This window comes from Streptomyces albidoflavus, assembly GCF_000719955.1.
Lineage (GTDB): Bacteria > Actinomycetota > Actinomycetes > Streptomycetales > Streptomycetaceae > Streptomyces > Streptomyces albidoflavus.
In genome coordinates this window covers 121,288-136,291 of the sequence record NZ_JOII01000010.1, presented here as the reverse complement: position 1 = coordinate 136,291, position 15,004 = coordinate 121,288, and the positions used below count along the sequence as shown (strand labels likewise).

12 protein-coding genes are annotated in these 15,004 nt (G+C 74.6%); 7 read left to right on the top strand and 5 right to left on the bottom strand.

Annotated elements, in window-relative coordinates; translation table 11 throughout:
- Positions 1-73: 73 nt before the first annotated feature.
- Complete coding sequence (locus IF45_RS0113920; protein WP_030307662.1) at positions 74-685, bottom strand: HdeD family acid-resistance protein; 612 nt, start codon at positions 683-685, stop codon at positions 74-76.
- 90 nt (positions 686-775) lie between these two features.
- Between IF45_RS0113920 and IF45_RS0113915 the strand changes: the two genes are divergently transcribed.
- Both IF45_RS0113915 and IF45_RS0113910 read left to right on the top strand, forming a co-directional pair.
- Entirely contained in the window at positions 776-1,543 is a 768-nt protein-coding gene (locus IF45_RS0113915; protein ID WP_030307660.1) for an enoyl-CoA hydratase/isomerase family protein, read from the top strand.
- Positions 1,544-1,600: 57 nt separating this feature from the next.
- Positions 1,601-2,464 (top strand): SCO6745 family protein, encoded by an 864-nt coding sequence (locus IF45_RS0113910; protein WP_003952072.1) that lies wholly within the window; start codon positions 1,601-1,603, stop codon positions 2,462-2,464.
- Positions 2,465-2,490: 26 nt separating this feature from the next.
- Here IF45_RS0113910 and IF45_RS0113905 read toward each other — a convergent pair whose 3' ends face one another.
- Positions 2,491-3,000 carry a hypothetical protein gene (locus IF45_RS0113905; protein ID WP_003952071.1) on the bottom strand — a complete coding sequence of 170 codons (510 nt, stop codon included), beginning with the start codon at positions 2,998-3,000 and terminating at the stop codon, positions 2,491-2,493.
- Between the two features lie 211 nt (positions 3,001-3,211).
- Here IF45_RS0113905 and IF45_RS0113900 point away from each other — a divergent pair, with 211 nt between their 5' ends.
- Together IF45_RS0113900 and IF45_RS0113895 are read left to right on the top strand one after the other, a co-directional pair.
- Positions 3,212-5,635 carry a Tex family protein gene (locus tag IF45_RS0113900; RefSeq protein ID WP_003952069.1) on the top strand — a complete coding sequence of 808 codons (2,424 nt, stop codon included), beginning with the start codon at positions 3,212-3,214 and terminating at the stop codon, positions 5,633-5,635.
- Between the two features lie 350 nt (positions 5,636-5,985).
- The gene (locus IF45_RS0113895) at positions 5,986-7,362 is read left to right on the top strand and encodes a sodium/glutamate symporter (RefSeq protein ID WP_008416417.1); all 1,377 of its coding nucleotides are present in this window, start codon (positions 5,986-5,988) and stop codon (positions 7,360-7,362) included.
- 20 nt (positions 7,363-7,382) lie between these two features.
- Here IF45_RS0113895 and IF45_RS0113890 read toward each other — a convergent pair whose 3' ends face one another.
- Positions 7,383-9,020, bottom strand: coding sequence for an ABC-F family ATP-binding cassette domain-containing protein (locus tag IF45_RS0113890; RefSeq protein WP_030307658.1), 1,638 nt, complete (start codon positions 9,018-9,020; stop codon positions 7,383-7,385).
- 75 nt (positions 9,021-9,095) lie between these two features.
- Between IF45_RS0113890 and IF45_RS0113885 the strand changes: the two genes are divergently transcribed.
- The 3 genes from IF45_RS0113885 to IF45_RS0113875 all read left to right on the top strand — a co-directional run bounded on the left by IF45_RS0113885 (position 9,096) and on the right by IF45_RS0113875 (position 12,657).
- Complete coding sequence (locus tag IF45_RS0113885) at positions 9,096-9,824, top strand: GntR family transcriptional regulator (protein ID WP_003952066.1); 729 nt, start codon at positions 9,096-9,098, stop codon at positions 9,822-9,824.
- A gap of 189 nt (positions 9,825-10,013) precedes the next feature.
- Positions 10,014-11,321, top strand: a complete 1,308-nt coding sequence (locus tag IF45_RS0113880) for an amidohydrolase family protein (RefSeq protein ID WP_030307656.1) — start codon at positions 10,014-10,016, stop codon at positions 11,319-11,321.
- A gap of 25 nt (positions 11,322-11,346) precedes the next feature.
- Complete coding sequence (locus tag IF45_RS0113875) at positions 11,347-12,657, top strand: amidohydrolase family protein (protein WP_030307654.1); 1,311 nt, start codon at positions 11,347-11,349, stop codon at positions 12,655-12,657.
- A gap of 11 nt (positions 12,658-12,668) precedes the next feature.
- Here IF45_RS0113875 and IF45_RS0113870 read toward each other — a convergent pair whose 3' ends face one another.
- Positions 12,669-13,361 carry a class I SAM-dependent methyltransferase gene (locus IF45_RS0113870; protein WP_030307653.1) on the bottom strand — a complete coding sequence of 231 codons (693 nt, stop codon included), beginning with the start codon at positions 13,359-13,361 and terminating at the stop codon, positions 12,669-12,671.
- Between the two features lie 59 nt (positions 13,362-13,420).
- Positions 13,421-14,995 (bottom strand): VWA domain-containing protein, encoded by a 1,575-nt coding sequence (locus IF45_RS0113865; protein ID WP_015506761.1) that lies wholly within the window; start codon positions 14,993-14,995, stop codon positions 13,421-13,423.
- Between the last annotated feature and the right edge of the window lie 9 nt (positions 14,996-15,004).

The window sequence follows — 15,004 nt, the reverse complement described above, 5'->3', positions numbered from 1 at the left end:
TGACCGCAAAATGCCGCGTATCGAGCGGACTCGACCAGCCGATGGCGCCCCATGTCCCGATTCGACCGGTCCGCTACGCGGCGTCCTGCCCGCCTTCGGTCCGGTCGGCCAGGTCGGAGACGACGCTCCGCCCGCCCATACCGGTCGAGATCAGCGACAGCCCGTCGAAGAGCAGGGAGAGGGAGAAGAAGGTGCCGATGACGTACTGGCTGCTGCTCGGCCATTCGGCGAGCACCAGTACGCCGAGGGCGAGGCCGAAGAGGCCCTGGAGCAGGGTCCAGCCGAACTGCGGTCCGCGCACCACCAGGCTGCCCGCCAGCCGGAAGACGCCGCCGGTGAGGAAGAGCAGCGCGGCGAACATGGTGAGCGCCTCCGCCGCCACGTCGGGCCTGCGCAGGATGACCACCCCGGCCGCGATGTTGAGGGCGGCGACGACCACCACGAGCCAGAAGAAGTGCGAGCCGCGCGACTGGACGGCCCGCAGCAGCCCGACCACGCCGCCGATCAGCAGCAGCCAGCCGAAGAGCAGCATCGAGGTCAGGGTGGCGACGCCGACGTAGACCAGGCCGACCGCTCCGGCGATCACCAGCACCACGCCGAGGAAGGCGAGCCAGCCGAAGCCTCTGCCGAGCTTCCGGCGCTCGCGGCCGCTCGCGCTCGGGCCTTCGTCCTTGTGCCGGGCCATTCGGGGTACCTCCTCGTGTCCGGGCGGCCCCCTGACTCCGAGCCTAGGGTGCCCGCGAGAGCCGCGCCCGGCGCGGATAGCATCCGGGCCATGGAGCCGCAGCTGAGCCACACCGTCGCCGAGGGCGTCGCCACGGTCGTCATCGACCACCCGGCCAAGCGCAACGCCATGACCGCCGCGATGTGGCGCGCGCTGCCGCCGCTCCTCAAGGAGCTGGCGGCGGACCCGTCGGTGCGGGCCCTGGTGCTGACCGGGGCCGGGGAGACCTTCTGCGCCGGGGCGGACATCTCCTCGCTCGGCGCCTCCGCCGAGGGCGGTGACGCGCCGCAGCGGCTGGCGGTGCTGGCCGAGGAGGCGCTGGCGGCCTTCCCGCGGCCGACGCTGGCGGCGGTGCGCGGGGCCTGCGTGGGCGGCGGCGCCCAGCTGGCGGCCGCCTGCGACCTGCGGTTCGCCGAGGAGGGCAGCCGCTTCGGGGTGACCCCGGCCAAGCTGGGCATCGTCTACCCCGCCTCGTCCACCGCGCGGCTGGCCGCCCTGACCGGGCCCGCCACCGCCAAGTACCTGCTCTTCTCGGGCGAGCTGATCGGCACCGAGCGGGCGCTGCGCTGCGGCCTGGTGGACGAGGTGCTGCCCGTCGGCGGGCTGGGGGCGCGGGTGGCCGCGTTCACCTCGGTGCTGGCGGCCCGTTCGCCGCTGTCCCAGGCGGCGGCGAAGGAGTTCGTGGCGGGCCGCACCGACCGGATCGTCCACTGGGAGGACGAGGCCCGGCGCAGCACCGACGCCGCCGAAGGGGTGGCGGCTTTCCTGGAGCGCCGCACGCCCCACTTCACCTGGACGCCCGCGAGCACGGGCGAGTGAACCGGGGAGGGCGCCCGCCCTTCCCACTCATACCGACTGGTCGGTAACGTCTGGGCCATGAGCACTCTTCCCGCACGCGCCGGACGCCGCTGTCACCACGCGGTCAACCCGTTCCACTCCGCCGTCTACTTCTCCCGCGAGCTGCGCGAGGAGATGGCCGCGCTCGGGGTCACCGACCCCAACGCCGCCTACTTCGCCTCCCGGGCCGCCGCCTTCGGCGCGGTCGGCCCCGGCACGGTGACCGCCACCTTCTTCAACTTCCGGCACGACCTGGTCGCCCGCCACCTGCCCGCCGTCTGGGAGGTGGCCACCCCCGCCCAGGTCCTCGACGCACGGCTGCGCGCGGCCGACCGCACCCTGCGGCGCCTGCTCGGCGAGGAGGCGGTGGCCGCGCCGGACGTGGCCGAGGCCGCCGAGCTGGCGCTGCGCGCCGCCGAGGGATGCGCCCGCCCCGGCCGCCCGCTCTACGCCGCCCACGCCGACCTGCCGGTCCCGGCCGAGCCGCACCTCGCCTACTGGCACGCCGCGACCCTGCTGCGCGAGCACCGGGGCGACGCCCACATCGCCGCGCTGCTCGACGCGGAGCTCGACCCGCTGGAGGCGCTGATCAGCCACACCGCGACCGGCTTCGGCATGGCACCCAAGTGGGTGCTGGGGACGCGCGGCTGGACGCAGCAGGAGTGGGACGAGGCGAGCGCGCGGCTGGTCGCCCGCTCCATCCTCGACCAGGAGGGCTCCCTCACCGAGCAGGGCACGGCACTGCGGGCGGAACTGGAGGAGCGCACCGACCGGTTGGACGCCGCGCCCTACGAACACCTGGGCGCCGAGGGCACCCTGCGCCTGACCGAACTGGCCAAGGACCTGTTCGGCCGGATCATCGCGGCCGGGGCCTTCCCCGACGGCATGCTGGGACGCGGCTGAGCGCTCCGGCGTACGAGTCGGCCCGGTCACTCGGCCTCCCGCCACCAGGCGGGAGACACGCTGAGCCTCCAGACCGCGTCCGCCTGCCACCGGGCGCCCTCCCGCACGCGGACGAAGATCCGCACGCCGGACCCGGGCACCCGGTGGCGGTGGATACCCACGGACGCGCCGGCCGCGTCCGGCTCGGGTTCCACGGAGTGGCCCAGCTTGGCGATGGCGTCGGTCAACTGGTCGAACCGGACCGCGGGAGCGAACTCGCCGTACACCTCGCGCAGGGGCGCCGGTACCTCGGATGCGGTGTCCTGGGACAGACGGTGCACCTGAAGACTGACCCCGAAGCACGGCCAGGCGTCGTCGTCCCTCTGGAACGACAGCTCCACGAGCCCGTAGTCCCGGCGCAGCAGGTCTGCCTCCTCGGTGTCGAGGTGATCGGTGCCGAGCGCCGCTTCCCACTGGGCGGGCTGCGCGCCGATGCCCGCCCCCAGTACCTCACCACGGGTGGCGACGTGGGCGTAGAAATCCAGGTCAGAGGTCACTTCTTCTCCATCGTCTCGACAGGGGCCTGTCGGCATGGTGGACCAGGACGGGTGGGCTTCCGGCGAGCACGTGGTACGAGCACGTGCAGGTGTGCGTGAACTGCCCGGCGTGGTCCCGGGGGTGACACGGCCGGTGGACGGGTGTGCGGGTGTGGCGGGGCGGGCTGCCACAATTGCGGCGCACCCTCAGTGAGAAGGCGGTACGGAGATCGTGACCACACCCAGCACCGGGTCCATCGAGAGCAGGATCGCCGAGCAGCTCGGCGTGCGGGAGCGGCAGGTGAGGGCAGCCGTCGAGCTGCTGGACGGCGGCGCCACGGTGCCGTTCATCGCGCGCTACCGCAAGGAAGCGACCGAGATGCTGGACGACGCCCAGCTGCGCACCCTCGAAGAGCGGCTGCGGTACCTGCGGGAGCTGGAGGAGCGGCGCACCGCCGTCCTCGAATCCGTCGCCGAGCAGGGCAAGCTGACCGACGAACTGCGCGCGGCGATCGGGGCGGCCGAGACCAAGGCGCGGCTGGAGGACATCTACCTGCCGTTCAAGCCGAAGCGGCGCACCAAGGCGCAGATCGCCAAGGAGGCGGGGCTGGAGCCGCTGGCGGACGGCCTGTTGGGCGACCCCTCGGCCGAACCGCTGTCGGCTGCGGCCGCTTTCGCGGACCCGGAGAAGGGCGTGGCCGACGCCCAGGCCGCGCTGGACGGCGCCCGGGCGATCCTGGCCGAGCGGTTCTCCGAGGACGCCGACCTCATCGGCACCCTGCGCGAGCGGATGTGGGGCAGGGGGCGGCTGGCGGCCAAGGTCCGCGAGGGCCAGGAGGAGGCGGGGGCGAAGTTCTCCGACTACTTCGACTTCGCCGAGCCGTTCACCGAACTCCCCTCGCACCGGGTCCTCGCCATGCTGCGCGGCGAGAAGGAGGGCGTACTCGACCTGAACCTGGAGCCGGAGGAGCCGCAGGCCGACCCGTCGGCGCCCTCCTCGTACGAGGTGGAGGTGGCGTCCCGGTTCGGGATCGCCGACCGGGGACGCCCCGGGGACAGGTGGCTGCTGGACACGGCCCGCTGGGCCTGGCGGACCCGGATCATGGTGCACCTCGGCATCGACGTGCGCAGCCGGCTGCGGACGGCCGCCGAGGACGAGGCGGTGCGGGTCTTCGCCGCCAACCTGCGCGACCTGCTGCTCGCCGCGCCGGCCGGGACCCGGGCGACGCTCGGCCTGGACCCGGGCTTCAGGACCGGCGTGAAGGTGGCCGTGGTGGACGCCACCGGCAAGGTGGTGGCGACCGACACGATCTACCCGCACGTGCCGCGCAACCAGTGGGACGGGTCGCTGGAGAAGCTGGCCGCGCTGGCCAGGGCGCACCAGGTCGAGCTGGTCGCCATCGGCAACGGCACCGCCTCCCGGGAGACCGACAAGCTGGCCGCCGACCTGATCGCGGCCCACCCGGAGCTGAAGCTCACCAAGGTGATGGTCTCGGAGGCGGGCGCCTCGGTCTACTCGGCCTCCGAGTTCGCCTCGCAGGAGCTGCCGGAGCTGGACGTGTCGCTGCGCGGCGCCGTCTCGATCGCCCGGCGGCTCCAGGACCCGCTGGCGGAGCTGGTGAAGATCGACCCGAAGTCGATCGGGGTCGGCCAGTACCAGCACGACCTCTCCGAGGTGAAGCTCTCCCGCTCGCTGGACGCGGTGGTCGAGGACTGCGTCAACGGCGTCGGAGTGGACGTCAACACGGCCTCCGCGCCGCTGCTGGCCCGGGTCTCGGGCATCGGCTCGGGCCTCGCCGAGAACATCGTGGCGCACCGCGACAGCAATGGCCCGTTCACCTCCCGCAAGGCGCTCAAGGACGTCTCCCGGCTGGGCCCGAAGGCGTACGAGCAGTGTGCGGGCTTCCTGCGCATCCGGGGCGGGGACGACCCGCTGGACGCCTCGTCGGTGCACCCGGAGGCGTACCCGGTGGTGCGGCGGATGGCGAAGGCGGCGGGCGGTGTCGACGTGCTGATCGGGTCGGCGGCCACGCTGCGGTCGCTCAATGCCCAGGAGTTCGTGGACGAGAAGTTCGGTCTGCCGACGGTGACGGACATCCTGCGGGAGCTGGAGAAGCCGGGGCGCGACCCGCGTCCGGCCTTCCGGACGGCCACCTTCCGGGAGGGCGTGGAGAAGCTCTCCGACCTGGAGGCCGGGATGGTGCTGGAGGGCGTCGTCACCAACGTGGCCGCGTTCGGCGCCTTCGTGGACGTCGGTGTCCACCAGGACGGCCTGGTGCATGTCTCGGCGATGTCGCGGAACTTCGTCAAGGACCCGCGCGAGGTGGTCAAGCCCGGCGACATCGTCAAGGTCAAGGTCATGGAGGTGGACGCGGCGCGCAAGCGCATCTCGCTCACCCTGCGGCTGGACGACGAGCCGGGCGCGGCCGGCGGCGGCCGTGAGCGGCGCGGTGGTGAGGGCCGCTCCGGCGGGGGCCGGCCGGCGCAGGGCCAGGGCGGCGGCGGCCGCCAGGGCGAGCGGCGCGGCGGCGCACGCGCCCCGCAGCAGCGGCAGGGGCGGGGCGGCGGCCGGGGCCAGTCGGCTCCGCCGCCGGCCAACGACGCGATGGCCGACGCGCTGCGGCGGGCCGGACTGGTCGACCCGAAGCAGCGCTGACTCCCGCTGACCACCACGCCCGCCCCGGTCCCCACGGACCGGGGCGGGCGCGTCCGTTCCCGCCCACTTCACCGCATCCGCACACGAACGGACGCGAGGACTCTCACAGCAGGAACGGGCCGAGGGCCGGATGCCGCACCCTTCGGTCACGTTATGCCCGGTTTTGCCGGGTGAGGGGCCGCTGGTTGAGCGGCAGTTGAAGCGGAAGCAAATTTTCCGCTTCTGTGGCGGAGCTGATACAAAACCCCGGAACGTTTTCGAAGATCCCGGCCCGCGTGATCCGCCGCCGGGACCCCCCCCCCCCCACTCGACACGGTCCCCACGAGGGACCCGGGCCTTCCGGAGCCTGTATGACTTTCACGCCCTGGTCGCTGCTGAGCGACGCCGGTCTGCTCGCCGCCCTCCTGGTCACCGGTACCGTTCTGCGGGCCCGTGTCCGGCTGGTGCAGCGTCTGATGCTCCCCGCCAGCGTCATCGCCGGATTCCTCGGCCTGGCCCTCGGCCCCGAAGGGCTCGGGCTGCTGCCCTTCTCCGACCAGCTCGGCACCTACGCCTCGGTGCTGATCGTGGTGGTCTTCGCCTGCCTGGCACTGACCGACGGGCTCTCCTTCAAGGGCATGGGCCGCTCGGCCGGCGCCTACGGCTCGTACAGCGTCGCGGCGTACGCGCTCCAGGTCGGCCTCGGCATGATCTTCGCGCTGGTGGTGCTCGGCCTCTTCTGGGACGTGCCGGACGGTTTCGGCACGCTGCTCTTCGCCGGATGGGCGGGGGGCTTCGGCACCGCGGCCGCGCTGGGCACCGCCTTCGAGGCGTCGGGCTGGGAGGGCGCCTCCTCGCTCGGCTTCACCGCGGCGACGGCCGGGATGCTGGCGGGCGTGGTCGGCGGGATCATCCTCAACAACTGGGGCGCCCGCAAGGGCCACACCCAGGGCATGGGCCGCTTCGAGACGCTCCCCGAGGAGCTGCGGACCGGCCTGGTGACCCGGTCCGAGGAGCGGACCGCGACCGGCTTCGCCACCACCTCCCCCTCCTCGGTGGAGCCGCTGGGCATCCAGATCTGCGTGGTCCTCGTCATCTCGGCGGTCGCCTACGGCGTCTCCGAGTGGTTCACCGGGCTGTTCCCCTCCCTGATGGTGCCGGTCTTCGCCCTCGCCTTCATCGTGGGCCTCGCCATCCGCGCCGTACTGGCCCGCACCCCGGCCTGGGGGTACATCGACGGCGAGTCGCTGAAGTCGGTCTCCGGGACCGCCACCGACGTCCTCATCACCTGCGGCATCGCCTCGATCGTGCCGAGCTTCGTCGCCGACTGGTGGCTGCCGCTGCTCGGGATGTTCGCCCTGGGCCTCGCGCTCTGCCTCTTCCTCTTCCTGTGGGTGGCGCCCCGGCTCTTCGAGGGCAACTGGTTCGAGAAGGCCGTCGTCACCTGGGGCTGGTCCACCGGCGCCGCCGCCACCGCCATCGCGCTGCTGCGGATGGTCGACCCGAAGCTCAAGAGCGGCACCCTGGAGGAGTTCGGGGTGGCGTACATCCCGGTGGCGCCGGTCGAGACGCTCACCGTCACCTTCGTGCCCGTCCTGGTCACCGCCGGTGCCGTCTGGGTGGTCGGCGGGGTGTGGACGGCCGTCGGGCTGCTCGCCCTGCTCCTGCCGTGGCTGCTCGGCTGGGCACCCAAACGGCGAGCGGGGGCCGAGGCGGTCCCCGCGCCCCGCGAGGAAGCGGGCGTCTGACCTCGTAGCCCCGACCCGGCTCAGAGTTCGGTGACCCGTCCGTCCGCCACGCGCAGGCGGCGGTTCACCCGTACCGCCTCCAGCATCCGCCGGTCGTGGGTGACCAGCAGCAGTGTGCCGGTGAACGCCTCCAGGGCCGACTCCAGCTGCTCGATGGCGGGCAGGTCGAGGTGGTTGGTGGGCTCGTCCAGGACCAGCAGGTTGACGCCCTTGCCCTGGAGCAGGGCGAGCGCCGCCCGGGTCCGCTCCCCCGGCGAGAGGGTCGCGGCGGGGCGCAGCACGTGGTGGGCCTTGAGGCCGAACTTGGCCAGCAGGGTGCGTGCCTCGGCCGGGTCCATGTCGTCGGCGGCCGAACGGAACGCCTCCAGGAGCGGTTCGGGCCCGTCGAAGAGGTGCCGGGCCTGGTCGACCTCGCCGGTCAGGACGCCCGAGCCGAGGACGGCCGAGCCCTCGTCGACCGGGACGCGGCCGAGCAGGGCGGCGAGCAGCGTCGACTTGCCGGAGCCGTTGGCGCCGGTGATGGCGATGCGGTCGGCCCAGTCGACACTGAGCGAGACCGGGCCGAGCCGGAAGCCGCCCCGGCGGAGCACCGCGTCGCGCAGGGTGGCGACGACCGCGCCCGAGCGGGGCGCGGCGGCGATCTCCATCCGCAGCTCCCACTCCTTGCGCGGCTCCTCGACCTCGTCCAGCCGCTCGATCATCCGCTGGGTCTGGCGGGCCTTGGCGGCCTGCTTCTCGCTCGCCTCGCTGCGGAGGTTGCGGCCGAGCTTGTCGTTGTCCCCGGCCTTGCGGCGGGCGTTCTTGGTGCCCTTGTCCATCCAGGCCCGCTGGGTGCGTCCGCGCTCCTCCAGCGCCGCCTTCTTCCCCGCGTACTCCTCGTACTCCTCGCGGGCGTGCCGCCGGGCGGTGGCCCGCTCCTCCAGGTACGCCGCGTAGCCGCCGCCGAAGAGGCGGATCTGCTGCTGGGCCAGGTCGAGTTCGAGGATCTTGGTGGTGGTGCGGGTGAGGAACTCGCGGTCGTGGCTGACGACGACGGTTCCGGCGCGCAGCCCGGTGACGAACGCCTCCAGCCGGTCCAGGCCGTCGAGGTCGAGGTCGTTGGTGGGCTCGTCCAGCAGGAAGACGTCGTAGCGGGAGAGGAGCAGCGAGGCGAGCGAGGCGCGGGCCGCCTGGCCGCCGGAGAGGGCGGTCATGGGGTGGTCGAGGCCGGTGGTCAGGCCGAGCGCGGCGGCGGTCTCCTCGGCCCGCTCGTCGAGGTCGGCGCCGCCGAGGGCGAGCCACCGCTCCAGTCCCGTCGCGTACGCGTCGTCGGCGCCCTCGGCCCCGGCGACCAGCGCCTCGGTCGCGGCGTCCAGCTCCGCCTGGGCGCGGGCCACGCCGGTGCGCCGGGCCAGGAAGTCCCGTACGGACTCGCCCGGGCGCCGGTCGGGCTCCTGCGGGAGGTGGCCGACGGTGGCGGTGGGCGGGGTGCGGCCGACGCCGCCCCGGCCGGGCGCGTCGAGTCCCGCGAGGAGGCGCAGCAGGCTGGACTTGCCGGCGCCGTTGGCACCGACCAGCCCGATCACGTCGCCCGGGGCGACGACCAGGTCGAGCCCCTCGAAGAGGGTGCGGTCGCCGTGCTGGGCGCTGAGGTCCTTGGCGACGAGGGTGGCAGTCACAGGTCGCGAGCATAGCGCCGTGAGCAGGGCGGTTGTGCCGCGCGTATCCTCGCCCGGAAGCAGGCCGAGCGGAGGATGGCGTACGTGGCGGGCAGCAGCGCAGGGCGGGACGGAACGCGGCCGGGCCCGCGGGGTGAGGACGTACCGCCCGCGGAGCGCACCTCGCTCAGCGCGCGGGCCCGGGACGCGGTCCGACAGCGGATCGTGGACCGCCGCTATCCGCAGGGCGCCCGCCTGGTGGAACGCGAGGTCGCCGAGGAGCTGCGGATGTCCCGCGTCCCGGTGCGTGAGGCGCTGCGGGCCCTGGTCGGCGAAGGGCTCCTCGAACTCCTGCCGCACAGCGGGGTGCGGGTGCGCCGGCTGGAGCGGGCGGACGTGGAGCACCTGTACGAGGTGTGGGAGCCGCTCGCGGTCCAGGCGTCCCGGCTCGCCGCACGGCGGGTGGCGCGCGCCGCCCCGGAGGAGCTGCCGGGCACCGCCACGCTGCGAAGCTCCCTCGACCGGGCCGAGCAGGCCGCACGGGCCGACGAGGGGGCGCGCGAGGTGGCCGCGCACACCGCCTTCCACGAGGACATCGTGGCGCTGAGCGGCAACCCGATGCTCGCCCGCACCATGGAACAGCTCAGCGGACAGCTCCAGTTGCTCTTCGGGATGCGCGAGGAGCCCGAGCACATGCGGGCCCAGCACGCCGTCATGTTCCGGTACATCGCGGCGGGCGACGAGGAGTCGGCGGCGGCCAGCACCCTGCTGCACGTCCGGGACAGCCGGACGGTGGCCCTGCGCTCCCTCTTCGACGACGCCTAGGTTGGTATACCAGCAACGCCGACCCCCGAGCGGGCCACCCACACTCCCGCCTCCCATTCTCCCGATTCGGCGCAAAGCGCGCCTTCTTCCCTCCTGTCCGCAGAGCGGAACCTCTCCTTCCCAGCCTCTCCACTCCCCTGGTATACAAAGTGCTCCCTGTTCGGTTTCCGCGGCTGAAGGAGCCCTCCCATGTGCGTCGAGAACACCCCGCCTCCCTCCGGCCGTCTGACCCGGCGGGGTGTCCTCGCGGGCGCGGCGGCGCTGGCCGGGACCTCGGCCGTGCTGGCCCAGGCGGTCTCCCCCGCCGCCGCCTCGGGCGGCGCGCCGGAGGCGGCCCGGGGCGGGGCCGGCCGGGGCGGGGACCTCGTCGTGGAGGGCGGCACCCTGCTCGACCCGGAGACGGGCGAGGTCACCGAGGACGCCGTCGTCGTGATCACCGGGGGCGTCGTCCGCGCGGCCGGGTCGCGGGCCCGGCTCGGCAACCGCGTCCCGTCCGGCGTGCCGGTGCTGCGGGCGCACGGCCGGTGGGTCCTGCCCGGCCTGGTGGACGCGCACATCCACCTCAACACGGCCGCAGAGGCGCGGGACGCCGTCCGCAAGGGCGCGACCAGCGCGCGCAGCGGCTCTACCAACTTCTTCCAGGACATCGCCGTACGCGAACTGGCCCGCCAGGTCCCCGAGCAGGCACCCCGGCTCCGCGCGGCGGGCGTCTTCGTCACGCCGGACCTCGGCGACACCCTCCTCGCCGACCCGGAACTCGCCCCGCTGGCCCGGCTCCGCGACGGGGTGCGCTCGCCCGAGGCGCTGCGGCGCGTGGTGGAGGTGAACCTCACCCGCGGCGCCGACACGGTCAAGACCCGGGTGAACGAGCGCGCCGGGCTGCCGGAGCAGGACCCGCTCACCCAGGTCTACGACCACGAGCAGCTCTCCGCGATCGTCGCGGCGGCCCGGCGCGGCGGCAAGGGCGTGCTCTGCCACAGCTACAGCGAGAAGGGGTGCCACGACGCGGTGACGGCGGGCATCCGCTCCCTGGAGCACGGCGCCTTCGTCGGTGAGCGCACCCTGCACGAGATGCGCCACCGGGGTACGTACTTCACGCCGACGCTCACCGCCATCGCGGGGCTCGCCGACTCCCCGGACCCGGTGCTGGCCGAGCGGGGCCGCACCTACCTGCCGGTCCTGAAGCGGGCCGTGCTGGCCGCGCACGAGCTGGGCGTACCGCTCGCCGCCGGGACCGACTCCTCGGGCGGCGCGGTCGACCCGGTCGGCGGCGAGGTGGTCCTCATGCACGCGGCCGGACTGCCCGCCCTCGACGCCCTCCGCACGGCGACCACCGGCGCCGCCCAGCTCCTCGGCCTCGGCTCCACGGTCGGCCGCCTCGCCCGGGGTTACGCGGGGGACGTCCTCGTGGTGGACGGTGACCCGCTGGCCGACCCCGGTGTGCTGACCCGCCCGGCCCACGTCGTGCGCGCCGGGTTCCAGGTCCAGGCCGCTTGATCCCCCGCCTCCGAAGGAGCTTGTGATGCACCCCCACTCCCCCGCCGCCACCGGCCTGACCCGGCGCGGCGTGCTGGTCGGCACCGCCGCCTTCGCGGGCGCCGCCGCGACCGCCACCGCCCCGGCGGCCGAGGCCGCCCCGGGCCGCCCGGCCCGCGCCACGGTCTTCAGGAACGTCCGGCCCTACGGGGCGAAGCGGCCCACCGACCTCGTGGCCGTCGACGGCCTCCTCACCTCCGGCCCCGCCCCGCACGGCGCCGAGGTGGTCGACGGCGGGGGCCGGATCGCGCTGCCGACCCTGGTCGACGCCCACATCCACCCCGACAAGACGGCGTGGGGCGAGCCCTGGGTGAGCCGGAACCCGGCCGGTTCCATCGCCGAGTACGCCGAGGAGGACGTGAAGCTCTACCGCGCTCTGCGGACGCCCCTGAAGGAACGGGCGGAGCGGCTGATGGGCCACGCGGTCACCCGGGGCACACGGGCGATGCGCGCCCACGCCGACGTCGCCCCGGCCTTCGACCTGGCGGGTGTCGAGGGCGTCGGCTCGGCGCGCCGGAACCTGCGGCACGCGCTCGACGTGGAGATCGTGGCATTCCCCCAGCACGGGGTGATCCGCACGCCAGGCACCCGGGAGCTGCTGGAGGAGGCGGCCCGTACGGGGGCGGTCGACCGGGTCGGCGGCATCGACCCGATCGGCTTCGACGAGGCCCTCGACGAGCAGCTCGACTTGGTCTTCGGCATCGCCGACCGGCACGGCGTGGGCGTCGACATCCATCTGCACGAGCGGGCCGCGACGGGGCTGGAGTCGCTGCGCGCGATCATCGCCCGCACCCGGGCCCTCTCCCTGCAGGGGAAGGTGACGGTCAGCCACGTCTTCTGCGTCCCCGGCCTGCCCGGACGCGAGCTGGACCAGCTGGCGGCGGAACTCGCGGACGCCGGAATCTCCCTCACCACCGTCGCGCCCAGCTCCGACCTGGTCCTCCCGATCGACCGGCTGCGCGCACACGGGGTCGAGGTCGGCCTCGGCTCGGACGGCGTCCGGGACTCCTGGAGCCCCTTCGGCAATGCCGACATGCTGCACCGCGCGCACCTGCTCGCCTGGGTGGGCGACGCCCGCCTCGACGAGGAGCTGGAGGCCGCCTTCCGCGCGGGCGCCGACGGCGGGGCCCGCCTCCTGGGCCTCCCGGAGACCGACCTGAAGCCCGGCTCTCCGGCCGACTTCCTCCTCGTACGCGGGGAGTGCCTGCCGCAGATCCTGGTGGACCTCCCCCAGCGGGACCTGGTGGTCCGCGCGGGGCGCGTCGTGGCCCGGGACGGGGAACTGACCGGGCGCTGAGAGGCCGCCCCTCAGCCTGCCGGGCGGAAGGCCCTGACCAACAGCGTGGCGACCGCGTGCTCCCGGTCCCCGGCGGCCGGGAGCACGTCCGCGCGGACGCCGGCGAACCCGGCCCACTCCAGGGCGTTCGCCCACACCGACGCAGTCAGCACCCAGCGACGCATGGACGCCACCACCCCGTCCGGCGTCCTCGCCGGGATCTCGGTGGCCGTCACCTCCGGCCGGGCGGGCGCGCCTCCCACGTGGTGGGCCAGGGTGGAGAACACCAGCCGCCCGCCCGGCCGCAGCGCGGCACACGCGGCGGGGAGAAGAGCGCGGGGCTCGGTGAAGTCGACGGCGCCGAAGACGCTGTAGAGCACGTCGTAGGCGCCCGCCCTGACCCGCAGATGCTCCACGGCCCCCGCGTGCACGCAACGCAGACGGGGCGCCAGATGTCCGTACAGGCCGACGGTCAGGGCGTGCTGGGCCGGTGAGGCGTCGACCGCCAGCACCTCGGCCGGCGCGTGGTACGCGACCAGGTGCGCGGCATGCCGCCCTGCCCCGGCTCCGAGTTCTCCGACGACACGCCCACCAAGGCCGCCCAGCACCTCGGCGCCCGGCCCGCCCGCCTGGGCCCAGTCCCAGCGGAAGGCACGGGGCACGGCACGGTCGCGGCTGGCACGGGCACGGCCGTAGTGGTGCCAGAGGTCCGGGGTGGCCGGCATGTCGGAGGCCCGACGGGTGGCCGGCTCCGGACGCCTGTTCACCGGCCGCCCCCTCCCCGTCAGATCAGCCGGAAGAGGTCCGCCGCCGCCCGCACGTCCGTCAGGTCCTCGATCGGGCGGAGGTTGTCGCACAGGGCCTCCAGGACCGAGCCGGAGGCGGTGGCCGTGGGGGCGCCGACGGCGAGGCCGAAGAGGCGGAAGCCGAGGCGGTGTCTGGCTTCCTGCCACTCGCGGGTCCACTGTTCGGTGACGCCGCACTCGTCGTCGGTGATGAGCACGATGTCGCCGCGTCCGCGTGCGGCCGTGTCGAACTCCTCCGCGAGGAGGGCGGCGGCGGCCGACAGGGGGCGCTGGTAGCTGGTGCCGCCGCCGAGGAAGGTCTCCGCGAACTCCAGGACCCGCTCGACCGGGGCGGGCCGGTCGGCCGGGAAGCGGAAGACCTGGAGCTTGTCGGCGGCGGAGAAGAGGATGCCGACGAAGTCGCGCCGGGCGTGGCGGGCCTGGTCGAGCAGGGCCAGGGCGCACGCCTTGGACCAGGCCTCGCGGGTGATGCCGCCGGGCCCTTCTTCGTACATGGAGTGGGAGGTGTCCACGCAGGCGATGACGGCGCCCTGGCCCGTCGTCTGCTCGCCCCGGCTGTCGTAGAGCATGAGTTCCCCGGCCGCGTACCGGGCGGCGAAGACCGCGCGCAGTTCCGGGAGTCCGAGGTGGGCCAGTTCCGAGGGGAGGACGCGGGAGAGGTCGTCGCCGAGGGTGACGCCGATCAGTTCGCCGGTGGCGTTCTCGACCTTGCGGGCGCGCTCGCCGTCGGCCATCTGCCGGAAGCGGCCGATCAGTTCGGCCCACCGTGCCAGGCGGCCGGTACGCAGCCGTTCGGCGAGACGGGCGCGCTCCTCGTAGGGCATCCGTTCCAGTTCGCCGTGGCCCACGCCCCAGGCCCGCATCAGCGCGGCCTCCTCGCGGGTGACCCGCACGGCCTGCGCGGTGGCGGTGCGGGCGGCGGCGCGGATGCCGGGGGTTGCCGCTTCCAGGGCCTGACGGGCCGCCGCCTCGGCCCGGGAGGCCGCCTGCCCGGCCGGGGCGGCGGGCGCGGAGGCGGGTCCCGCCGCGCCGTCGGCCGAGGTCGCCCCGGCTCCGAGGGCGCCGGCGGTGGCTCCGGCCTGCCGGGCCGTCTCCCCCGCCGTCCGGGCCGGGCGGCCGGCGCTCCGGCGGGACTCGGCCGCGCGGTCGGCCGCCTCCCGGACCGGCTCGGTGCGGTCCAGCAGCAGCCGCAGGGCCGGGGCCTCGGCCAGTACGGCCAGGGCGGCCGCGTACGGGTCGCCGGCCGTCTCGCGGCGCAGGGCGGCGAAGCCCGGGGAGGCGGCCAGTTCCGCGACGACCTCGCGGTTGAAGCGCCGGGAGGGGGCCATCTCGGCCGCCTCGCGCACCCGGGGCGCGGCCAGGTAGGCGGCGAGGAAGGCGTCGGCGAGCAGGTCGGTGGTGTGGGCGTGGCGGGCCGCCAGTTCGGCGGCGAGTTCCCGCAGCGCGGCCGACCGGGCGTAGAGGTCGCGCCAGGCGATCCGGTCGTACGGGTCGGCGGCCACCGCGCCGGTGTGCCCCGGTTCGGTGGGCTCCTGCCCTGTGCTGTCCGCCACGGCGGGCTC